The organism is Ruminococcus sp. OM04-4AA (assembly GCF_003462585.1).
GTDB lineage: Bacteria > Bacillota > Clostridia > Lachnospirales > Lachnospiraceae > Mediterraneibacter > Mediterraneibacter faecis.
On sequence record NZ_QTZH01000001.1, the window covers coordinates 51,465 to 74,570 of the forward strand.

Below are 23,106 nucleotides of genomic sequence, written 5' to 3' on the forward strand. Positions count from 1 at the left end.
TCACAGAATCTATGAGCAGCTGCATTGTTCTATACCTTTTGGGGTTTGACATATATTGTATGCTATGGTAGAATACAACAGTAACTTTACTGTGGTACAGTGACTCATTGGTAGAGAATAAAAGCCAAACTCAATGATGGAGGGTGTTATTATGAAAAGGAAAGTATTAAGTGTGTTATTATGTGCAGGACTTGCAGTTTCTATATTAGCAGGATGCGGTTCAGACTCTTCTAATGCGAATAAGAAAGCGGAATCAACAGGAAGCGACCTTGAATATGTAAAAGACAAAGGAACGCTTGTGGTCGGTGTTACTGACTTTGAGCCAATGGATTATAAAGATGACAATGGTGAGTGGATCGGATTTGATGCAGACATGGCGAAAGCATTTGCAGAGAGTATCGGAGTTGAGGCAGAATTTGTAGAGATTGACTGGGATAATAAAGAGCTTGAGCTTGATGGAAAGTCAATCGACTGCGTATGGAATGGTATGACACTGATTGATGAAGTGAAGAGTTCTATGGAATGCACAGATGCTTATATGAATAACGCGCAGGTTGTAGTTGTACCGGCTGACAAAGCAGATAAGTATCAGGATGAGGAAAGTGTGAAAGATTTAACTTTTGCAGTAGAAGCAGGAAGTGCAGGGGAAGATCAGGTTGAAAGAATTGGTGCACAGTATACATCGGTTACATCACAGGCAGATGCACTGATGGAGGTTGCTTCCGGAAATTCAGATGCAGCTGCAATTGATGCTTTGATGGCAGCAGCTATGATCGGAGAAGGAACAGGTTATGCAGATCTTACTTACACAATAAGTCTGAACAATGAGGAGTATGGTGTTGGATTCCGTAAAGGATCTGATCTTGCAGTAGCTCTGAATGATTACTTTAAAAAGAGTATGGAAGATGGATCAATGAAGAAATGTGCTGAGACTTATAAAGTACAGGCTGCATTGATTGAAAAATAAATTTAGGATGGAGCTTTAATAAAATGGAACTTATTATGGAACAATTTCCAATCGTTATTCACTCACTGAATGTGGGATTTTTACAGACGCTGAAGCTGTTTTTTGCAACGCTTCTTGGAGCTATTCCGTTGGGACTGGTTATTGCATTTGGATCGATGTCACATTTTAAACCGTTGAGTTATATTACGAATATTGTTGTATGGATCATACGTGGTACACCGCTTATGATCCAGATGCTTATCATTTATTATTTCCCGGGACTGGTCTTAGGAAACCCAATCTGGGGTGGCGGTGAAAGCGGAAGATTTCTTGCAGCTTCGGTTGCATTTATCTTTAACTATGCATGCTATTTCTCGGTAATTTACCGCGGAGGAATCCAGGGTATCCCACAGGGACAGACGGAGGCCGGACTTGTTCTTGGAATGACAAAGCATCAGATCTTCTTTAAGGTTAAGCTGCTTCAGATGGTGAAGAGAATTGTTCCACCGATGTCAAATGAGATCATCACACTTGTAAAAGATACTTCTCTTGCACGAATCATTGCACTGCAGGAGATTATCTGGGCAGGACAGGCGTTCCTGAAAGGTTCTCAGGGAATCTCAGGTGCGATCTGGCCGATGTTCTTTACAGCTTTTTATTATCTGATCTTCAATGGTATTCTGACAGTCCTTCTTGGAAAGCTTGAGAAGAAGCTGGAATATTTTAATTAAATTGGGAGGAAGAGATAAATGGCAATACTTGAAGTAGAACACATAAATAAAACATTTGGACGGACAGAAGTACTGAAGGATATCAGCTTTTCATTGGAAAGAGGACAGGTACTTTCCTTGATCGGTTCCTCGGGAAGTGGAAAGACGACACTTCTGCGCTGCCTGAATTTTTTGGAGACACCGGATAAAGGTGTGATCCGTGTAAATGATGAATTATTGTTTGATGCTGCAAATCCTGTAACAAAACAGGAAAGTGAGATCCGTAAGAAAAGATTACATTTTGGACTTGTATTCCAGTCTTTTAATCTGTTCCCGCAGTATACAGCACTTGGGAATGTAATGCTGGCGAAGGAACTACTTGCAAAAAGTCAGCCTGATTATAAGGCACGCAAGAAAGAGATACATGCAGAGATTGAAGCAGAAGCAAAGAACCTCTTAGATCAGATGGGACTTTCAGAGCGTATGAATAACTATCCGCATCAACTTTCCGGAGGACAGTGTCAGCGTGTGGCGATTGCCCGTGCACTTGCACTTAGTCCGGATATTCTATGCTTTGACGAGCCGACTTCAGCACTTGATCCGGAGCTTACAGGTGAAGTACTGAAAGTTATCAAAGGACTTGCAGATCAGAATACTACGATGATCATCGTAACGCATGAGATGGCATTTGCAAGAGACGTATCGGACAAAGTTCTGTTTATGGATGACGGTAAAATACTTGAGCAGGGAACACCTGAGGAAGTGTTTGAAAATCCAAAAGAAGAGCGTACCCGTCAATTTTTGTCACGTTATACAAACGGATAGTGATTTTGTAAATACTGGACAAAAATGAAGGTGGTAATAAGATACGAAGAATAAAAACGACGAATATATTAGAAATACTAATATATTGAACGCAAATAAAATAATGAGCAGGAAGAAATACAAGGCGGAGGGAATGTTGATTTTCACTCCGCCTTATATTATAATCGGTTTTGTATGATACAGAAATCATGATAAAAACTAGCAGGAACTAGGTAAGGAGCATAAACTGACATGAGTGAATTTGAAAAAGCAGTGACGGGACTTGGGGAAGAATGCGGTGTTTTTGGTGCTTATGATGTGGATGGACATGATGTGGCTGCATCAGTCTATTATGGCTTGTTTGCTTTGCAGCATAGAGGTCAGGAGAGCTGCGGTATTGCAGTGACAGACACTTATGGGAAGAGAAACGTCCTTTCAAAAAAAGGACTTGGCCATGTGGATGACGTGTTTGATGAAGAGGGACTTTCAGAGCTGAAAGGAAATCTTGGCGTGGGGCATGTGAGATATTCAACAGCAGGTGCAACACGTGTAGAGAATGCAATGCCACTTGTTATAAACTATGTAAAAGGAACACTTGCGATTGCACATAATGGAAATTTAGTAAATGCAATTGAGCTGAGAGAAGAACTCAGCCAGACAGGTGCTATTTTCCAGACAACAATAGACTCTGAAGTAATCGCATATCTTATTGCAAGAGAGCGTCTTCATACACCGACAGCAGAAGAAGCTGTGAAGTGTGCGATGCAGAAGATCAAGGGTGCATATGCACTTGTTGTGAGCAGCCCGAGAAAAATGATTGGTGCAAGAGATCCATTTGGACTCAAGCCACTTTGTATCGGGAAACGTGACAATACATATTTCCTTGCTTCTGAGAGCTGTGCGATCGCAGCTGTAGACGGTGAATTTGTAAGAGATGTTCTTCCGGGAGAAATCGTAACAATTACAAGAAAACATGGAATCCAGTCAGATACGAGTATGGTGATCGATTCTGAAAAACAGGCAAGATGTATTTTTGAGTATATTTATTTTGCAAGAACAGACAGTACAATCGATGGTGTAGGTGTATACCATTCCAGAATTCTGGCAGGAAAAGCACTTGCGGAATCTTATCCGGTAGACGCTGATCTTGTTGTGGGAGTTCCGGATTCCGGTCTGGTAGCAGCGAAAGGATATTCTGAGCAGTCAGGAATTCCTTATGGAATGGCATTTCACAAGAACAGTTATGTGGGAAGAACATTTATCAAACCGAAACAGAGCGAACGTGTTTCCAGTGTAAAGATCAAACTGAATGTAATTCCGGAAGTTGTAAAGGGAAAACGAATCGTAATGGTAGATGATTCCATCGTGCGTGGAACAACTTGTGCAAATATTATTAAGATGCTGAAAAAAGCCGGAGCAAAAGAGGTACATGTACGTATCAGTTCTCCACCGTTCTTACATCCATGCTTTTTTGGAACAGATGTTCCGTCGAATGAGCAGCTGATCGCACATACTCACACACAGGAGGAGATCCGTCAGCTGATCGGAGCAGACTCTCTTGGATACATGGAGATCGAGAAACTGAAAGATATGGTTGGAGATCTTAAGTATTGCGATGCCTGCTTTACAGGAAAGTATCCGATGAAAGTTCCGGAAGAGGATATCAGTCAGGCATTTGAACAAAATTGATTTTGAAGACTCAGTTTATGTGTTATAATAGATAAACAGTTACGATAAAGATATGAAACAAGGAGAAAAGAATTATGAGTAATGATCGTTATGTAAGCCCGCTTTCAGAGCGTTATGCAAGCCGCGAGATGCAGTATATCTTCTCACCGGACAAAAAGTTCAGAACATGGAGAAGACTTTGGATCGCACTGGCAGAGACTGAGAAGGAGCTTGGACTCAACATCACAGACGAGCAGATCGAAGAGATGAAGAGCCATGCGGATGATATTAACTTTGAGGTGGCAAAGGAACGTGAGAAGGTTGTACGTCATGATGTTATGTCTCATGTTTATGCATATGGTGTTCAGTGCCCAAAAGCAAAAGGAATCATCCATCTTGGAGCTACATCCTGTTACGTAGGAGATAATACAGATATTATTATTATGGCAGAAGCACTGAAACTGGTTCGCACAAAGCTTGTGAATGTAATTGCAGAGCTTGCGAAGTTTGCAGAGGAGCAGAAAAACCAGCCTACACTTGCTTTCACACATTTCCAGCCGGCACAGCCGACAACTGTTGGAAAGAGAGCGACTCTCTGGATGCAGGAGTTTGAAATGGATCTTGAGGATCTGGAATATGTACTTGGAAGCCTGAAACTGCTTGGATCTAAAGGAACAACAGGAACACAGGCAAGTTTCCTTGAACTGTTCGACGGAGATCAGGAGACAATTGACAAGATCGATCCGATGATCGCTGAGAAGATGGGATTCAAGGCATGTTATCCGGTATCCGGACAGACTTATTCAAGAAAAGTAGACACAAGAGTACTGAATGTACTGGCAGGAATCGCTGCAAGTGCTCACAAATTCTCTAATGATATCCGTCTGCTTCAGCATTTGAAAGAAATTGAAGAACCATTTGAGAAGACACAGATCGGATCTTCAGCAATGGCTTATAAGAGAAACCCGATGAGAAGTGAGAGAATTGCTTCCCTTTCAAGATATGTGATGATCGATGCACTTAATCCGGCAATTACATCTGCAACACAGTGGTTTGAGAGAACACTTGATGATTCCGCTAACAAGCGTCTGAGTGTTCCGGAAGGATTCCTTGCAATCGACGGAATTCTTGATCTTTGTCTGAACGTTGTAGACGGACTGGTTGTATACCCGAAAGTAATCGAGAAGCGTCTGATGTCCGAACTTCCATTCATGGCAACAGAGAATATTATGATGGATGCTGTTAAAGCCGGCGGAGACCGTCAGGAACTGCACGAAAGAATCCGTGAGCTTTCTATGGAAGCAGGAAGAAATGTAAAAGAGAAGGGACTCGACAATAACCTTCTTGAACTGATCGCAGCTGATCCTGCATTCAACCTGACTTTAGAGGATCTTCAGAAGACAATGAAACCGGAGAAATATGTTGGACGTGCAAGTGAGCAGGTAGATGCATATCTTAAGAATGTGATCCGTCCACTGCTTGAAAAGAATAAAGAAATCCTTGGTGTGAAGGCTGAAATTAACGTATAGAATCCTTGGAATCTATCAGGACAAAACGGAAAAATCAAAGGGATGTTGCATTTGGTTGCAGCATCCTTTTTCTTTTGATAAACTAAAATTATTTCGTGTATTAAAATGTGGGGGAAAGAGAAAGGAATAAGAGAACATGGATATAGCATTGAATTGGAATGAATGGCATCAGGAAACGGTGAGAAAACCATATGCCAGAGTGGGAGTGACTTTATTAAGTGGTGCGCTGATTCTGATGTCTGCACAGGAAATTGTTTCATTATACTTGGAAAAGAATCTGATTTCTGAAATAGCAGTCTGTGCGACAACAGAGGATATAAATGTATCAGGAAATGATCTGCCGGAAAAAGTAACAATAGAAGCTATCCAGACAGATGTTAACCAGGCGGATGTTAACCAGGCAGCGGCTGTTCCGGCGGAAATTTTAGTGGAAGAACCTATAGTAGAAGAAATTGCGGTGGAAGAACCCGTGGTAGAAGAGATTGTGGCAGAAAAACCAGGTGTAAAAAGAGATACAACTATAAATGGTGCAAGTGAACCGATAATTACAAATCCTGATTCAATGGAAAATGTAAAAAATGAAACTGAGGAGGAAGAAGAGCCAATAGAGGTGGGGAATATAAATACAGGATATCTTATTAATGCGGAAGGTGTGATCTATGGACTTTCAGGAAGCAAAGAAGTGATACAGGATGGAGTACTGCTCTTTCCTGAAGAAGGATGTTCCCAAATTGCGGGAGGAGCGCTGTCGGATCTTGGTTCTGCTGTAGAAGAGATTGAAATTCCTGTTAATATAACAAATATTCAGTCAGGAGCATTTGCGGGGCTGAGTAACCTGGGATGGATAGAAGCAGATGCAGCAAATCCAGCCTATGTTACGGTAGATGGTGTACTCTACACGGCAGATGGCACAGTTCTTCTTGCATTTCCGGCAGCGTGGACAGGAACCTTTCAGGTGCCGGAAAGTGTGAAAAGTTTTGCGGAAAGTGCATTTGATGGAACAAATCTGGAATGTATTGATGCAAGATCCTGCACACTTGAACAGACGGGAAGTATTCCTGAAACGGTGAAACTTTTGGAGTAAAAGAAAAACATTGATTTTGTTTGTTGAAGAATCTAGGGAGTTGCGCTATAATATGACGAGATATGAACAATAACAAACAGGAATTGGAGAAGATAGAATGAGTAAGAAAGTAAGAACAAGATTTGCACCAAGCCCGACAGGAAGAATGCATGTGGGTAACTTAAGAACAGCACTTTATGCGTATCTGATCGCAAAGCATGAAGGGGGAGATTTCCTTCTTCGTGTAGAGGATACAGACCAGGAACGTTTTGTGGAAGGTGCACTTGATATCATTTACAGAACAATGGAGAAAACAGGTCTTATCCATGATGAAGGACCGGATAAAGATGCCGGATATGGACCGTATGTACAGAGTGAGCGTAATGCATCAGGCCTTTATCTTAAATATGCAAAGCAGCTTGTAGAGCAGGGAGACGCTTATTACTGTTTCTGTGACAAAGAGCGTCTGGAGTCTTTAAAGACACAGGTTTCTGAAGGTGGAGTAGAGATTTCTGTTTATGATAAGCACTGCTTAAGTCTGAGCAAGGAAGAAGTAGAAGCGAATCTGGCAGCAGGTAAGCCATGGGTTATCCGTCTGAATGTACCGAATGAAGGTGAGACAACATTCCATGATGAGATCTACGGAGATATCACAGTTCCGAATGCAGAGCTTGACGATATGATCCTGATCAAATCTGATGGATTCCCGACATATAATTTTGCAAATGTAATTGACGATCATCTGATGGAGATTTCACATGTTGTTCGTGGAAATGAGTACTTATCTTCAGCACCGAAGTATAACCGCCTTTATGAGGCGTTTGGCTGGGAAGTACCGGTTTATGTACACTGTCCACTGATCACAGATGAGAATCATAAGAAATTGAGCAAGAGATGTGGACATTCTTCTTATGAAGATCTGATCGAGCAGGGATATGTTTCAGAGGCAGTTGTGAATTATGTTGCACTGCTTGGATGGTGCCCGACAGACAACAGAGAGATCTTCTCTCTGGAAGAGCTTGTTGAGGCATTTGATTATCATCATATGAGTAAATCTCCGGCTGTATTTGATACAGTGAAATTGAAATGGATGAACGGAGAATATCTCAAGGCAATGGATTTTGATAAGTTCTATGCACTTGCGGAGCCTTATCTGAAAAAGGCAGTAACAAAGGACTATGATCTGAAGAAGATTGCAACACTTGTGAAGACAAGAATTGAGATTCTTCCGGAGATCAAAGAGCAGGTGGATTTCTTTGAAGAACTTCCAGATTATGATATTGCACTGTATACACACAAGAAGATGAAAACAGATCCTGAGAAGTCACTCGCACTTCTGAACGAGGTTCTCCCGGTTCTTGAGGCGCAGGAGGACTTTAGCAATGATGCATTGTTTGAGACATTGAAAACATTTGCAACAGAAAAAGGATACAAAGTAGGTTATGTAATGTGGCCGCTTCGTACAGCAGTTTCCGGAAAGCAGAATACTCCGGGCGGAGCAACAGAACTGATGGAAGTACTCGGAAAAGATGAGTCTCTTAGAAGAATCCGTCTTGGAATCGAGAAACTTCAGTAAGGACAGCGAAAAGAGGTACAATGGGATTTAATGAAGCACAGGCGCAGGCAATCCAGCACACAGACGGCCCATGTCTTGTACTGGCAGGCCCGGGATCGGGGAAGACGCTTACGATTGTAAACAGAGTAAAATACCTTATAGAGAAACAGAAAGTAAGACCAGAAGAAATTCTGGTCGTTACTTTTACAAGATTTGCAGCGGCGGAGATGAAATCCCGCCTCTGTTTGGTTATGGGCAAAAGAGATCTTCCGGTTACAGTGGGGACATTTCATGGAATCTATTATGGAATCCTGAAATGGGCTTATCGGATGAATCAGGAAAATATTCTTTCAGAGACAGAAAAATATCAGATTTTACGTGGCGTGATTAACAAAGAAAGAATGGAGATCTTTGATGAAGAAGATTTTATTCAGGATATTGTGGCAGAAATTGGAAAAGTGAAGAATAATCGGATTCCGCTGGAAGAATTTGTATCAGAAAAGTGTAGTGCAGATGCTTTTCGCAATATTTACCGTAATTATGAACGGCATAGAAAAGAACTGAAAAAGATTGATTTTGATGATATGCTGGTACTTTGTTATGAATTGTTCCGTTCAAGACCAGATGTACTTGCACAGTGCAGAAGAAATTCAGATACGTTTTGATTGATGAATTTCAGGATATTAATCGAATTCAGTATGATGTGATCCGTATGCTGGCCCAGCCGGAGAATAATTTGTTCGTAGTGGGGGATGATGACCAGGCAATCTACGGATTTCGTGGAGCTGATTCGGAATTGATGCTTGGATTTGGAAAGGATTTCCCTGATGCAAAACAAATTCTGCTTGGAATGAATTACCGTTCGACAGCAAATATCGTACAGAATTCTTTGAAACTCATTGAAAATAATGTGGAGAGATATAGTAAAAAACTGGAAGCAAACCGTGAAGGCGGTTCCTGCCTTCATATTCAGGAAGTGAAAGATCCGGTGGAAGAGGCAGAATATGTTCTTGAAGAGATACAGAAATGTAAGGAGAATGGCATAAAAGAAGAGGAGATTGCGATTCTGTTCCGGGTTCATACAGATGCGAGAGCAGTGGTAGAAGCAATGGTGGAACGGAAGATCCCGTTTCAGATGAAAGAACATCTTCCGAATATCTATGAACACTTTATCGCAAAGGATATTATGGCATATTTCCGGCTGGCAACAGGAAAGCGGCGCAGACAGGATTTCTTACAGGTGATGAATCGGCCAAAGCGATATCTTGGAAGAGACAGCGTGTCAGGAAGTCAGGTTTCTTTTGAAGACATGAGGAAGTTCTATTGTGATAAAGACTGGATGATCGACCGGATTGATCAGTTTGAGTGGGATGTTAAGATGCTTATGAAGATGGCTCCGTATGCAGCAATCCAGTATATCAGAAAAAGGATTGGTTATGACGATTTTCTGAAAGAGTATGCATTTACACATCAGATAAACAGATCTGATCTGAATGAAGTACTGGCAGAGATCGAAGAGGCGGCGAAAGCATTTTCAAGTGTTGAAGAATGGTTTGCACATGTAGAAGAATATACGGAGACTTTGAAAGTGAAGGAAAAGGAAAGAAACAGACCACGTCCGGGTGTCCGGCTGATGACGATACATGCTTCCAAAGGGCTGGAATTCAAGCAGGTATTCCTGATTGCGGCGAATGAAGGAAGGATTCCGTATCAGAAGGCAAAGACAGATAAGGAGATCGAAGAAGAGAGAAGATTATTCTATGTGGCAATGACAAGGGCAAAAGATTTTTTGAAGATCTGTTATGTGAAAATAAAAAACGGGAAAGAAGTTACTCCCTCCCGTTTTGTAGACGAACTATTGAAAAACTGACAGGATGTCAGTCACTTTGCTGACATCCTCAAGACTTAGTCCTCCAGGTCATCTAATGCATCAAGATCGATATCGCCGAAATCCTGTGTATCCAGCCATTCGTTGAATATAGCGGAAACACGGTCGAATTCTTCATCTTCTTCGATGTTCTCAAGTCCAGGTTCTTCCTCTTCTCCGTTATCAATGAAACGATACAGATAGATCTGACCGTCTGTGTTATCACCGTTTTCATCCAGTGGAAGAAGTGCAATATACTCCTTTTCCTCTGCTTCAAAAATATTGAGAACAGCGCATTCAAGTTCCTCATTATTCTCCAGTGTCAAAGTGACTGTGAGGGATTCGTTTTCGTTCATAATCTTCTCCTTTGAATCTGTGTTGTATTTCATTCCGTATTGACCAGCCAGGTGTTCAAAACGAGAATGATCAGCTATCTTGATGGTAACAAAAAGGGGAGAAAAAAGCAAGATAAGATTGACTTTCGGGTTAAACAAGGTAGAATAAAAGTGTTACTGATAGAAGTGAAAGGATAATAGACAATATGAAGAAAAAATGGATACTGTGCATGGTGGCAGTTTTGTGTATAGTGGTAGCATTGCTGGATGTGGAAAGAAAAATGTTGGAACACCGGAAGACAATGCAGTAGTAGAAGAGGATGATAAGAAAAATGATAATACAGAGGAAGGTGGCAGACTGTTTGGATTTAGTGGGATCGATATGTCGAATCCTTTTTATGACACATTAAAAAATTCTGTCCAGACAGCATTGGAGGCTCAAGGTGACCGCCTGATGGTTCGTGATCCGGCATCAGATGCTGATTTGCAGAATGAACAGATTCGGGAGCTGATCAACGAAGGGGTACAGGCAGTATTTCTTTGTCCGGTAGACTGGGAGAAAATCACTCCCGCACTTGAAGCCTTAAAAGAGGCAGATATTCCGGTGATCAATCTTGATACAGAAGTAAAAGAGACAAGCCTTGTATCTGCATTTGTAGGGTCAGATAATGAGAATGCGGGATATGTGTGCGGGCAGGATCTTCTAGTTCAGAAACCAGATGGCGGTAAAATTGTGATTGTAGAAAGTCCTGGGGTAAACTCAGTGAATGAAAGAATTACCGGATTCGAAGAAGCTGTAGCAAACAGTGGCTTCGAAGTGATAAAAAGAATTGAGTCGTTGGGAGACAGCAGCAATGTAAAAGATGAGATGACACAAGTCCTGAACGAAAACAGTGAGATCGCTGCTGTTATGTGCGGAAGTGATCCGATGGCAGAACAGGTGATGGCAGCGATCACAGAAGTGCAGAGAACGAATATCTGCGTGTATAGTGTGGATGGTTCTCCGGTGACAAAGACAGCACTGGTGAATGGTACAGGAGGAATGACCGGGATAGGAGCGCAATCCCCGATCAATATGGGAAAGACAGCAGTAAAGGTGGCGACAGCATTACTGGCAGACAAAGATTATGAGAAAGAAAATTATGAGGAAACTTTCTTTATAAATCGTGATAATGTTGAAATGTATGGAACAGATGGATGGCAGTAATTTATTGATTGCTCAAGAAAGGGGTTAAAGATGAGGAAGACAAAGGGGAGTCCGCAGCCATTTGGAGTGGATATCAAAGGTAAAAATATAAATTTTGCCGTTCAGGTAGCAAAAGGGAAGACCTGTGAACTTTTACTGTATAAGAGAGGGAAAGAAGTTCCGGAATATCAGTTTGATATGCCGGAGGAAGAAGGCGTTGGAGAAGTACGTTTCTTATCTGTTGAAGGTCTGAAGGCAGATCGATATGAATACAATTTTCTGATTGATGGGAAAGTATGTGTGGATCCATATGTAAAAGAACTTGCAGGAAAAGAGAAATTTGGTGTAGAACGGAAACTTCAGGAACATCAGATTCGTGGGAAAATTGTTTCAATGGAGGACTATGACTGGCAGGAAGATCAGCGTCTACATCTCCCATGGGAAGATGTAGTGGCTTATGGTTTGCATGTGCGTGGATTTACAAAACATTCTTCTTCAAAAGTGGTGCATAAGGGAACATTCCAGGGGGTTGTTGAAAAACTGGATTATTTAAAAGAACTTGGAGTCAACCAGATTCAGTGTATGCCGGTCTATGAATTTGAAGAGTGCGGAAAAACGAAAGTGAACTATTGGGGATATGGTAAAGGTTTTTATTTTGCCCCTAAAAAAGCCTATGCATCTGGAAAAAGTGCAGTTCTTGAGTTGAAAGATATGGTGCGTGCATGTCATAGTCAGGGCATAGAAGTTGTACTGGAGATGCCATTTGTTCCGGGAATATCAGCAAATTATGTAACGGAATGTCTGCGTTTCTATATGCTGGAGTATCATGTGGACGGATTTGTTCTGAATCCTTATAACGTGCCGTGGGAGCAGCTGATAGAAGATCCTTTTTTGAAAGATATCAAGCTGATGCAGAAAGATGATGGTTTCCAGAATGTGATGCGTCGCTTCTTAAAAGGTGACGAGAATATGGTAAATGATGTGATCTGGGCGTTAAAAAATCGTTCATCGGAGAACGGAAAATGCAATTATATTACAACACAGACAGGATTCACATTATGGGATTTAGTATCTTATGATTGTAAACATAACGAAGAAAACGGTGAGAAGAACCTGGATGGACCAGACTATAATTATAGTTGGAACTGCGGAGCTGAAGGACCGAGCAGAAAACGCACAGTTGTCAATCTTAGAAAGAATCAGGTGAAGAATGCATTAGAACTCCTGTTGACAGCTCAGGGAACTCCATGCCTTCTTGCAGGAGATGAATTCTGTAATTCGCAGAGAGGAAATAACAATGCATATTGTCAGGATAACGAGACAGGATGGGTAAACTGGACACAGTTAAAGAAAGATGACTGGCTGTTTCAGTATATAAAGAAACTGATCGGGCTGAGAAAAGAACATCGTTGTCTTCACCAGAGTACAGCACTATCCGGAATGGATACCACGCGATGTGGCATACCGGACGTATCCTATCATGGAGAAAATGCATGGCAGGTAAAAGCAGAAGTTTCCAGCCGTCAGTTAGGTGTTTTGTATTCAGGAACGAAAGAAGGGGAGCTCCCTTGTTTTACAGCGTATAATATGCATTGGCTGCCGCATCACTTCGCAATACCAACGATTGGAAAGAACGTAGAATGGTATCTTGTTATGACTACAAAAGATGGCGTGCTTTGTGAAGCGAAAAAGCTGGAAAATCAGAAAGAGGTATTACTGGAAGAACGTAGCGTAGCAATTCTGGTTGGACGTAGGATAGAGGAAAAGAAGAGTCGTTCAGAAAAGAAACCGATTTATACAGTTAAGACGCAGAATGTAAATAAAATAGAAAAACGGCAGGAAGCAGAAGAACTTTGTAAAGAAGAACAGCCGGCTAGAGAGGGAAAAGTATGAAGGCATTTGCACATTTTTGTACCATAACAAAACACAAAAAACTAGTCTTAAAAGAGTGTTTTCGTGTTGGTTTGTACAAACAGGGACTGCTCCATGATATGTCAAAATACAGTTGGACAGAATTCCGTGTGGGATGCAGATACTATCAGGGGACAAGAAGCCCTAATAATGCCGAACGGGAAGAAAAAGGGTATTCTTCCGCATGGCTCCACCACAAAGGCAGGAACAAACACCATTATGAATACTGGATTGATTATAGTCTGGAGGGACCGAACCTTCTGGCGGGAATGAAGATGCCGGTGAGATATGTAGTAGAGATGTTTCTTGACCGCATTGCAGCAAGCAAAGTGTATCTCGGGGATGCATATACCTCTGATGCACCGCTTGCTTATTATGAAAACGGACGTGCAGATGAGCTGATGCATAAAGATACAAGAGAATTATTAGAAAAACTGCTTCATATGCTTGCGGAAGAAGGCGAGGAAACTACTTACAGATATATCAAGAGAGAAGTGTTAAAAAGATAAGAAGAGGGAGTTGAGGCAGCAGTGAGGCTATATATTGTGCGTCATGGAGAGACGGATTGGAACAAGAAAAAACTGGTACAGGGACGAAAGGATATTCCCTTAAATGAATATGGGCGTCATCTTGCCCGGGAAACTTCTTATGGGATGAGACAATACCAAATTGATCTGGCTTATACAAGTCCCTTACAGCGTGCAAAAGAAACGGCAGAGATTCTTCTTGAAGGACGCAACATTCCGCTTTATGAAGATCAGAGAATCCAGGAAATTTCTTTTGGCTCGTATGAGGGAATGTCTTGTGTAGATAAGACGAAAGAAGAGAATCTTGCATTCCAGAAATTCTTTCAGGATACGGGAAATTATATTCCGCCGGAAGATGCTGAAAGTGTAGAACAACTTTATGAAAGAACCGGAGAGTTTTTAAAGAGTCTTGAAGAGAGTAAGAAGCTGAAGGATAAGAATCTTCTGATTTCTACACATGGTGCTGCGATGACAGCAATGCTGAACAGGATGAGAGGCAGTCTTTCAGTAGAACATTTCTGGAAAAATGAAGTACCGCCAAATTGCTCTGTTACGATTGCGGAACTTGAAGGCAGTGGATTCAAAATTATCCAGGAAGGAATTATCTTTTACAAAGAAGAAGTGAAACACTGGAAAGCAGTGTAGTATATAAGGGTAGTATAAAAGGCAGAATGTAAGTGCTGTGGTACTTGCATTCTGCCTTTCCTTATGCTATTCTTTAGTTGTCTGGCCGGCAGATCCTTAAGCCGGCACTGATTCACATGAACTTCAATGCTTCTGTTTCAGGAAGAGGATTCCATGGTATATCGTATTATTGCAACAAAATTAAGGGGAAGAATTATTGTTGACATTTTGAAAGAAGTATAATAAAATCTATTCATAGACGAACAACTGTTCGAAAAAAGAGAGAATGGGTTTTATACACTAAGAGAGATAGAGAAGGAGAAAATTATGGCAGGCAAAGAGAGCGTTACAAAGCTGGCGAATAACGAAGAGAAGAAGAAAGCACTGGATGCAGCGATCGCAAAGCTGGAGAAAGATTTTGGTAAGGGTGCAGTGATGCGGCTGGGAGAATCAGGGGCGCATGTAGCTGTAGAGACAGTTCCTACCGGATGTCTGAGTCTTGATCTGGCACTTGGACTTGGCGGTGTGCCAAAGGGACGTGTGATCGAGGTTTATGGTCCTGAATCAAGTGGTAAGACAACTGTCGCACTTCATATGATTTCTGAGGTTCAGAAGAGAGGGGGAATTGCCGGATTTATCGATGCAGAGCATGCACTGGATCCTGTATACGCAAAGAATATCGGAGTAGATATTGATGAACTCTATATTTCACAGCCTGACAGTGGAGATCAGGCCCTTGAGATTGCAGAGACAATGGTACGTTCAGGGGCGATTGATATTATTGTCATTGACTCTGTAGCTGCACTTGTTCCAAAACAGGAGATCGAAGGGGATATGGGAGACAGTCATGTTGGTCTGCAGGCAAGATTGATGTCACAGGCATTGAGAAAACTGACACCGGTTATCAGCAAGTCAAACTGTATTGTGATCTTTATTAACCAGCTACGTGAGAAAGTTGGAGTAATGTTTGGAAATCCAGAGACAACGACAGGAGGACGTGCGCTGAAATTCTATGCATCTGTGCGTATGGATGTCAGAAGAATCGAGACTTTAAAGCAGAGTGGAGAGATGGTAGGAAACCGTACAAGAATCCGTATTGTGAAGAATAAGATTGCTCCGCCGTTCAAAGAAGCGGAATTTGATATTATGTTTGGAAAAGGTATTTCCCGTGCGGGAGATATTCTTGATCTCGCAACCAATATTGATCTTGTGAAGAAGAGCGGTGCGTGGTATGCATATGAGGGAGAGAAGATTGGCCAGGGAAGAGAGAATGCAAAGGCATATCTGGAATCACATCCGGAAGTGATGGAGACACTGGATCAGAAGGTGAGAGCACATTATGCATTATCCGGATCAGAAGAAGCAGAGAATGAGCTTCCAGATGCTGAGAAGAAGACAGGGGCATCAAGTGATCTGAAGCTGACACCGGCTTCTAAAGTGGCTGATGAGGCAGAAAAGAAAGAATGATTGTTACTGGGATAGAAGAGCAGACAAAGACGAAGTTTAAAGTATATCTGGATGGAACATTTGCATTTGTGCTTTATAAAGGTGAGTTGAAGCGTTTTGGTATAAAGCAGGGAGAAGATCTCGCGCAGGAAAATTATGAAAAGATTCAGAATGAGGTACTGTTGAAACGCGCAAAGAAGAGAGCAATGCATTTGCTGGAGGATATGGATCGTACAGAGTCTGCATTAAGGAAAAAACTGAAGGCGGGACAATATCCGGAGAATGCAATCAGCGGAGCAATTGAATATGTGAGATCTTTTGGATATCTAGATGATGCAAGATATGCGGAAAATTTTGTTATGAGCCGCAAAGATAGTAAAAGCAAACGGGAAATCAAGGCACTGCTGTCGCAGAAGGGAGTTTCTGATGATTTGATTTGTCTGGCTTTTGAACAGTGCTATAGTGAAGATTCAGAGGAAGAGGCAATCCGAAGGATACTGCGAAAAAAGAAGGTTGATCCGGAAAGAATGGAAGAGCAGGAATATCAAAAGATATTAGGATATCTTGCACGAAAAGGATTTCGTTATGAAGTGATCCGTCATGTTATATCAGATTATGATAAACAGAGTAACTGACACGGGAGTGAACAGTAACCCGTGGTGTGTCATGTGATACAAAATAATAATTACAATGCTTGACATTGTTGTTGAAACAGTATAAAATTTAAGTGTTGTATTTGAGTAATATGTACAATGAAAATCGAATAAGGAGGTGCTCCTGTGCAGATAAGTCTAGGTTTATTTATAGGCGTTGCCGTGGCCCTCGCGTTGATAGTCGGAATCATTACTCACTTTGTTACAGTTTCCAATCTGAGAAAGAATGCGGAAAGCAAGATTGGGAATGCAGAAGCAAAAGCAAGAGAAATCATTGACGATGCTGTAAAGACTGCAGAGACGACGAAGAAGGAATCTCTTTTGGAAGTAAAGGAAGAGTCCATCAGGACAAAGAATGAACTTGAGAAAGAGACGAAAGAAAGAAGAGCGGAGTTACAGCGTTATGAGAAGCGTGTACTCGCGAAAGAAGAATCGGTCGACAAACGGTCAGATGTACTGGAACATCGTGAGAACAAACTGACAGCGAAGGAAGAACATCTTCGCCAGCGTGAAGCCAAAGTAGAAGAACTTAGCCAGAAACGTGTGCAGGAACTGGAACGAATCTCAGGACTTACCTCCGAACAGGCAAAAGAATATCTGTTAAAAACTGTTGAAGATGACGTCAAGCATGACACAGCCAAGATGGTCAGAGAACTGGAAACTCAGGCAAAGGAAGAGGCTGACAAGAAAGCAAAAGAGTATGTTGTGAATGCAATTCAGAGATGTGCAGCAGATCATGTTGCAGAGACTACAATTTCTGTAGTTCAGCTTCCAAGTGATGAGATGAAAGGAAGAATTATCGGTAGAGAAGGAAGAAATATCAGAACACTGGAAACATTAACCGGTGTGGAACTGATCATTGATGATACTCCGGAAGCGGTTGTATTATCAGGGTTTGACCCAATCCGCCGAGAAGTTGCAAGAATTGCACTTGAGCGTCTGATCGTGGATGGACGTATTCATCCAGCAAGAATTGAGGAGATGGTTGAAAAAGCTCAGAAAGAAGTGGATACAATGATCCGCGAGGAAGGAGAAGCTGCAGCTCTTGACGTTGGAGTTACAGGAATTCATCCGGAGTTGATCCGTCTTCTTGGACGTATGAAGTTCAGAACAAGCTATGGACAGAATGCATTGAAGCATTCAATCGAAGTGGCTCAGTTATCAGGCCTCATTGCAGGAGAAATCGGACTGGATGTCAGACTTGCAAAACGTGCAGGACTTCTTCATGATATTGGTAAATCAATTGATCATGATGTAGAAGGATCACATATTCAGATTGGTTCAGATCTTTGTAGAAAATACAAAGAATCAGCAACAATTATTAATGCTGTGGAGGCACATCATGGCGATGTGGAACCGCAGAGTCTGATTGCTTGTGTTGTTCAGGCAGCGGATACTATTTCAGCTGCAAGACCGGGAGCAAGAAGAGAAACCATCGAGACATATACAAACAGATGAAACAGTTAGAAGATATTACCAACCAGTTTAAAGGTGTAGATAAGTCTTTTGCCATTCAGGCAGGTAGAGAGATTCGTGTTATGGTAGTTCCGGAGCAGGTATCTGACGATGATATGGTGCTTTTAGCAAGGGATATTGCAAAACAGATTGAGTTTGAATTAGAATATCCTGGACAGATTAAAGTAAATGTTATTCGTGAGTCACGAGCAACAGATTACGCAAAATAAGAGAATCATAACAGAAGATGAAAGTTGGCCCTTGTCGAAAGACAGGGGCTTTTAGTTTACTGAGAAAGCTATTACAGGTAAGCGTAAAAATTTTTGATATAGAATGCATACGGTGATGTAAGGTAAAAGAAGGGAGAACAGAATGAGCGAGAAGATTAAAAGAATTAACAGAGAATTGAAATTTAAAGGAAAGATTCTTGACTTTTATCAGGACACGATAGAAGTGGACGGGGATCACACCGTAGTATGGGATTTTATAGGTCATAAAGGAGCAGCAGCGGTAGTTCCGGTTACAGCAGATGGTAAGATTTTGATGGTGAGACAGTATAGAAATGCGCTGGATCGATATACATTGGAGATTCCGGCAGGAGCACTTGATGAAGTGGGAGAACCTGGTATAGAGTGTGCGTCTCGCGAATTAGAGGAAGAGACAGGGTATCGCAGCGAGAATCTGGAGTGGCTGATCACCTTGAGGACAACAGTAGCATTTTGTAACGAACGAATTGAAGTTATGTGGCACATGATCTGATACCGTCAAAACAGCATTTAGATGAAGATGAATTTATTGAACTTGGCGCTTATACAATAGAAGAATTGAAGGAAAAGATTTTTTCAGGTGAGATTGAAGATGCGAAGACAGTTTCTTCTTTGATGGCTTATGCTGTAAAGTATGGAAAATGATTGAATGCCGGCAATAAGTAGCATTGCTGCCGCATGAGAAAAACCAGACACTCATATAATGGTGTGGAAGATTGAGGATAAAAATATATCCGCAGAACATTTTTATAGGGTGGGAGGAATACTTGTGAAGGCATTTCGTACAGGACATTACTTTCTAGCTCTGTTTTTTACAGGCTTTTTGACAGGAATCTTGATTGTCAATTATATATGGGGAGAACAGCTAAGTCTGATCGGAACTTTTACAGAAGTTTATCTTATGAGATTAAAGAATAAGACGATATCTTTTCAACAGTACATTTGGTATTTGATTCGGGTACGGGGAGTCTTTTTCCTGATGCTGTTTTTGGCGATGGGAATCCGGATCAGAAAAATTGTGGCAGCGTTTTTTCTTCTGTGGACGGGGATGTCAGGAGGAATTTTATTGTCAGAGGCAGTAGCAGAATTAGGAATGAAGGGAAGTATTCTTTGTGTGGCAGGACTATTTCCACAGTTCCTTTTTTATGTTCCGGCAGTTCTTGTGCTTTTGCGCTTTTGTTGGAACTATCCACAGAATCAGTGGAACAGACAAAAAACGTTCTTTGTATGCGGTTTGTTTTTAATTGGGATTTTTTCAGAGTCCTGTCTTAATCCGTGGCTGATTCAAAAGATTGTAAATATTCTTTTTTGATTTCGTGGGAAAGTGTAAGTAATGCAACAAGGCAGACAGCTAATTGACTGATGAAAAGCCCCCATAGGTATCCTGTGATTCCATAGTGAGGGATTCCAAAATATACACTAAGAATGCGGATGGATAATCCAAGAAGATTGATCATCAGCGTCAGGGTTGTAAGTCCCAGTCCATTGATTGCACTGAGAAGAGCGGAACTTGTGTACAGGAAAGGACAGATCCAGGCAAGTGTTACGATGAAATTGCCGGCTAAAGTACTGTGAAATAAGAAATTTCCGAGGAAAGATCCAGTAAGAAGAAAGAAGACAGAACACAGAAGACCAAGGGAGAAACATCCTCCGGCAGCCTTTTTTATAAGGAGAAATGTCTCTTTTGAAGAGCTTTCAGCTTGCTTTTGTGCGACCGCTGGAATTAAAAGCAGGCTAACTGAGTTAGTGAGTGCACAGGGAAAAAGGATACATGGTAATGCCATTCCGGTCAGTACCCCATAAATACTGAGAGCTTCAGAAGCACTGTGAGATGCAAGCTCAAGGCAGACAGGGATTGAGCTGCTTCAATTCCCTGCAAGAATGTAATTGCTGTGCGATTAACTGTCAATGGAACAGAGAGGCGTAGCAATTCAGAACAAGATTTTGAGATAGAAAGAATATATGGAGAATCAGCATCAAAACCCTTCTTCTTCAGTGAAAAAAGCGAGTAGCCTGCTGCTGCAAGTTCTCCGAAAATAATACCTGATACAGCCAATGGAATCTCAGGGTGAACTCCACTGTGTATAAAAATAAAATATAAAACAAAAACAGAAGAAATTCGAACAAATTGTTCGAGTAACTGTGAAATAGCCGGGACAGAGGTTCTTTGCAGACCATAGTGATAACCACAGATACAACTGTGGACAGAAGCCGCCGGAAGTGCAAGAACGATCAGATATAATAGTGTTGCACATCTTGGATCTCCAAGAAAACGATTTGAAAGAAAAACGGAATTCTTCTGTACCAGAAAAGTACAAATCAGTGAAATCAGAACAGAAAGAATCAGACCTGTCTGGAAAATCAACTTTCCGTCCTGCGTTCGGCCAAGGGAGTGAAAGCGAGAGACACTTCTGGAAATGGCAGTTTCAAGACCGGAAGTACTCAAAGACAGGCAGAGTGCGTAGAAAGGGAAAATTAACTGATAAAGTCCGACCTGTTCTTCTCCAAAGGTATGGCTTAAGAAAATACGGAAAAAGAATCCGAGAACGCGGCTTACAAGACCGGCAGATGTGAGAATCAGTGTTCCTTTAATCAAAGAATGTTTTTTTCTAAACATAATACCCTCATGTCAAAATGATTGCTGCCACGTGCAACGCGGACAGTAACCAGAAATGAACTTATTTTTAAACAACATATTCAAGAAACATCCTTGACAGAACGTAAGACTAGTGATATCCTACAAAAGGAAACCCTAGCATAATACTAGGAAAAGGAAAAGAAAAAGAAGGTGAAGATGTGAAACTGTCAACAAAGGGGAAATACGGATTGCGTGCCTTGATCGATCTGGCCCAATACAGTGAAGATTCTCCGGTTTCCATCACAAGTATTGCAAGACGTCAGGATATTTCAGAACGATATCTGGAACAATTGATGTCGAAGCTGAAAAAAGCAGGACTTGTCAAGAGCATCCGAGGTGCAAATGGTGGATATGTCTTAGCAAAGGAAGCAAAAGATATTTCTGTAGGAGATGTGCTTCGTGCACTGGAAGGGAATCTTGAACCAGTAGAATGCGCCGGACTTGATCCGGAAGGAGAATGCAAAGGCGCGGACAGCTGTGTGACAAAGTATGTGTGGAAACGAATCAATGATAGTATTAACCAGACAGTAGATGAAATCTGGCTGAATCAACTGGTGACAGAAAGTAAATGTCTTGGACATACAGACAATCATCTGGATTATACAAAGTGTAAAAACTGAAAAGAATCATTGTCTACAATTATTTGTGAACAGTAAGAAAACAAAGTAGATAAAATAAAAGTGAGGTAACAGGTAATGGGAAAATTAATTTATCTTGATAATGCAGCAACAACAAAGACAGCACCGGAAGTTGTGGATGCGATGCTCCCATATTTTACAGAGCATTTTGGCAACCCATCCAGTGTTTATGGTTTTGCGGCTGCGAATAAAGAAGTGATCACAAAACAGAGAGAAATCATAGCAAAAGCACTTGGCGCGAAGACAGAGGAGATTTATTTCACAGCTGGTGGTTCTGAATCTGATAACTGGGCGCTGAAAGCTACAGCTGAGGCTTATGAATCAAAGGGAAAACATATCATTACAACAAAGATTGAACATCATGCAATCCTTCATACAGGAGAATATCTCCAGAAGAGAGGATATGAAGTGACTTATCTGGATGTAGATGAGAATGGTATTGTCAGTCCGGAAGCTGTTGAAGCAGCGATTCGTCCAGATACAATTCTGGTCAGCGTAATGTTTGCAAACAATGAGATCGGAAGTATTCAGCCAATCAAAGAAATCGGAGAGATTGCACATAAACATGGAGTACTTTTCCATACAGATGCTGTCCAGGCGTTTGGTCAGGTACCGATCAATGTAGATGAGATGAATATTGATATGCTCAGTTCCAGTGGACATAAACTGAACGGACCAAAGGGAATCGGTTTCCTTTATATCAGAAAAGGAGTGAAGATCCGTTCATTTATTCACGGCGGAGCCCAGGAGAGAAAACGCCGTGCAGGTACAGAGAATGTTCCGGGTATTGTAGGATACGGAAAAGCTGTAGAGCTTGCTATGGCTTCCATGGAACAGAGAATGAAACATGAGACAGAACTTCGTGATTATGCAATTGCAAGAATTGAGAATGAGATTCCATATTGTAGATTAAATGGAGATCGTGTGAAACGTGTTCCGAATAACATTAACTTCAGCTTCCAATTTGTTGAAGGAGAATCTTTGCTGATCATGCTGGATATGAAAGGAATCTGTGCTTCCAGTGGTTCAGCTTGTACATCAGGCTCTCTGGATCCGTCTCATGTTCTTCTGGCAATTGGATTACCGCACGAGATTGCACATGGTTCACTTCGTATGTCAATTGGTGCTGATACAACAAAAGAAGATATTGATTATACAATCGACCAGTTGAAAGAGATTGTTGCACATCTGCGCAGTATGTCTCCGCTTTACGAAGATTTTATGAAAAAGCAGCAGAAGAATGCATAAGCCAGAATGACTTAAAAGAAAAATACAAACTAATTTT

21 protein-coding genes and 2 pseudogenes are annotated in these 23,106 nt (G+C 41.4%); 20 read left to right on the forward strand and 3 right to left on the reverse strand.

What is annotated here, in order from left to right; genetic code table 11:
- Positions 1–151 precede the first annotated feature (151 nt).
- From DXB52_RS00225 to DXB52_RS00260, 8 genes and pseudogenes are all read left to right on the forward strand, one after another.
- Positions 152–967, forward strand: a complete 816-nt coding sequence (locus tag DXB52_RS00225; protein WP_117860840.1) for a transporter substrate-binding domain-containing protein — start codon at positions 152–154, stop codon at positions 965–967.
- A gap of 23 nt (positions 968–990) precedes the next feature.
- A complete protein-coding gene (locus DXB52_RS00230; RefSeq protein WP_117540092.1) occupies positions 991–1,677 on the forward strand; it encodes an amino acid ABC transporter permease in 687 nt (228 codons plus the stop codon).
- Positions 1,678–1,695: 18 nt separating this feature from the next.
- Positions 1,696–2,481 carry an amino acid ABC transporter ATP-binding protein gene (locus DXB52_RS00235; RefSeq protein ID WP_117540094.1) on the forward strand — a complete coding sequence of 262 codons (786 nt, stop codon included), beginning with the start codon at positions 1,696–1,698 and terminating at the stop codon, positions 2,479–2,481.
- Positions 2,482–2,712: 231 nt separating this feature from the next.
- A complete protein-coding gene (purF, locus tag DXB52_RS00240) occupies positions 2,713–4,149 on the forward strand; it encodes an amidophosphoribosyltransferase (protein ID WP_117540096.1) in 1,437 nt (478 codons plus the stop codon).
- Positions 4,150–4,223: 74 nt separating this feature from the next.
- Complete coding sequence (gene purB / locus DXB52_RS00245; protein WP_015528882.1) at positions 4,224–5,657, forward strand: adenylosuccinate lyase; 1,434 nt, start codon at positions 4,224–4,226, stop codon at positions 5,655–5,657.
- Positions 5,658–5,793: 136 nt separating this feature from the next.
- Positions 5,794–6,741: a hypothetical protein gene (locus tag DXB52_RS00250; protein ID WP_117540098.1), complete on the forward strand. Its 948-nt coding sequence runs from the start codon at positions 5,794–5,796 to the stop codon at positions 6,739–6,741.
- A 97-nt stretch (positions 6,742–6,838) separates the two neighbouring features.
- Positions 6,839–8,296 (forward strand): glutamate--tRNA ligase, encoded by a 1,458-nt coding sequence (gene gltX, locus DXB52_RS00255; protein WP_117540100.1) that lies wholly within the window; start codon positions 6,839–6,841, stop codon positions 8,294–8,296.
- A 70-nt stretch (positions 8,297–8,366) separates the two neighbouring features.
- Positions 8,367–10,145 (forward strand): annotated as a pseudogene (locus DXB52_RS00260) (ATP-dependent helicase); the annotation flags it as partial.
- Between the two features lie 35 nt (positions 10,146–10,180).
- Here DXB52_RS00260 and DXB52_RS00265 read toward each other — a convergent pair.
- The gene (locus tag DXB52_RS00265) at positions 10,181–10,498 is read right to left on the reverse strand and encodes a DUF1292 domain-containing protein (protein ID WP_117540104.1); all 318 of its coding nucleotides are present in this window, start codon (positions 10,496–10,498) and stop codon (positions 10,181–10,183) included.
- A 196-nt stretch (positions 10,499–10,694) separates the two neighbouring features.
- On the opposite strand from DXB52_RS00265, the gene DXB52_RS00270 reads away from it, so the two are divergent.
- From DXB52_RS00270 to DXB52_RS00310, 10 genes and pseudogenes are all read left to right on the forward strand, one after another.
- The gene (locus DXB52_RS00270; RefSeq protein WP_118106229.1) at positions 10,695–11,684 is read left to right on the forward strand and encodes a sugar ABC transporter substrate-binding protein; all 990 of its coding nucleotides are present in this window, start codon (positions 10,695–10,697) and stop codon (positions 11,682–11,684) included.
- Positions 11,685–11,714: 30 nt separating this feature from the next.
- Positions 11,715–13,556 carry an alpha-amylase family glycosyl hydrolase gene (locus DXB52_RS00275; RefSeq protein ID WP_117960250.1) on the forward strand — a complete coding sequence of 614 codons (1,842 nt, stop codon included), beginning with the start codon at positions 11,715–11,717 and terminating at the stop codon, positions 13,554–13,556.
- Complete coding sequence (locus DXB52_RS00280; protein ID WP_118106231.1) at positions 13,553–14,083, forward strand: DUF5662 family protein; 531 nt, start codon at positions 13,553–13,555, stop codon at positions 14,081–14,083. The genes DXB52_RS00275 and DXB52_RS00280 overlap by 4 nt, the downstream gene beginning before the upstream one ends.
- Before the next feature lie 21 nt (positions 14,084–14,104).
- Positions 14,105–14,746 (forward strand): histidine phosphatase family protein, encoded by a 642-nt coding sequence (locus tag DXB52_RS00285; protein ID WP_055144664.1) that lies wholly within the window; start codon positions 14,105–14,107, stop codon positions 14,744–14,746.
- A 306-nt stretch (positions 14,747–15,052) separates the two neighbouring features.
- Complete coding sequence (gene recA, locus DXB52_RS00290; RefSeq protein ID WP_015528892.1) at positions 15,053–16,192, forward strand: recombinase RecA; 1,140 nt, start codon at positions 15,053–15,055, stop codon at positions 16,190–16,192.
- Positions 16,189–16,806 carry a regulatory protein RecX gene (locus tag DXB52_RS00295; protein ID WP_118106234.1) on the forward strand — a complete coding sequence of 206 codons (618 nt, stop codon included), beginning with the start codon at positions 16,189–16,191 and terminating at the stop codon, positions 16,804–16,806. The genes recA and DXB52_RS00295 overlap by 4 nt, the downstream gene beginning before the upstream one ends.
- Before the next feature lie 195 nt (positions 16,807–17,001).
- Positions 17,002–18,509 (forward strand): annotated as a pseudogene (gene rny / locus DXB52_RS00300) (ribonuclease Y).
- A 142-nt stretch (positions 18,510–18,651) separates the two neighbouring features.
- Positions 18,652–19,038, forward strand: a complete 387-nt coding sequence (locus DXB52_RS00305) for an NUDIX hydrolase (protein ID WP_472519883.1) — start codon at positions 18,652–18,654, stop codon at positions 19,036–19,038.
- Complete coding sequence (locus tag DXB52_RS16435) at positions 19,023–19,190, forward strand: NUDIX hydrolase (RefSeq protein WP_472519884.1); 168 nt, start codon at positions 19,023–19,025, stop codon at positions 19,188–19,190. The genes DXB52_RS00305 and DXB52_RS16435 overlap by 16 nt, the downstream gene beginning before the upstream one ends.
- 124 nt (positions 19,191–19,314) lie before the next feature.
- A complete protein-coding gene (locus tag DXB52_RS00310) occupies positions 19,315–19,857 on the forward strand; it encodes a stage II sporulation protein M (protein ID WP_147343343.1) in 543 nt (180 codons plus the stop codon).
- Here DXB52_RS00310 and DXB52_RS16440 read toward each other — a convergent pair.
- Positions 19,814–20,329, reverse strand: a complete 516-nt coding sequence (locus DXB52_RS16440; RefSeq protein WP_472519885.1) for an MATE family efflux transporter — start codon at positions 20,327–20,329, stop codon at positions 19,814–19,816. The two genes, DXB52_RS00310 and DXB52_RS16440, sit on opposite strands and share 44 nt — an antisense overlap.
- 5 nt (positions 20,330–20,334) lie before the next feature.
- Positions 20,335–21,162, reverse strand: coding sequence for an oligosaccharide flippase family protein (locus DXB52_RS16445; protein WP_318546077.1), 828 nt, complete (start codon positions 21,160–21,162; stop codon positions 20,335–20,337).
- Positions 21,163–21,341: 179 nt separating this feature from the next.
- Here DXB52_RS16445 and DXB52_RS00320 point away from each other — a divergent pair, with 179 nt between their 5' ends.
- Entirely contained in the window at positions 21,342–21,803 is a 462-nt protein-coding gene (locus DXB52_RS00320) for an RrF2 family transcriptional regulator (RefSeq protein WP_020435796.1), read from the forward strand.
- A gap of 75 nt (positions 21,804–21,878) precedes the next feature.
- Positions 21,879–23,069, forward strand: a complete 1,191-nt coding sequence (gene nifS / locus DXB52_RS00325; RefSeq protein WP_117540121.1) for a cysteine desulfurase NifS — start codon at positions 21,879–21,881, stop codon at positions 23,067–23,069.
- Positions 23,070–23,106: the final 37 nt, after the last annotated feature.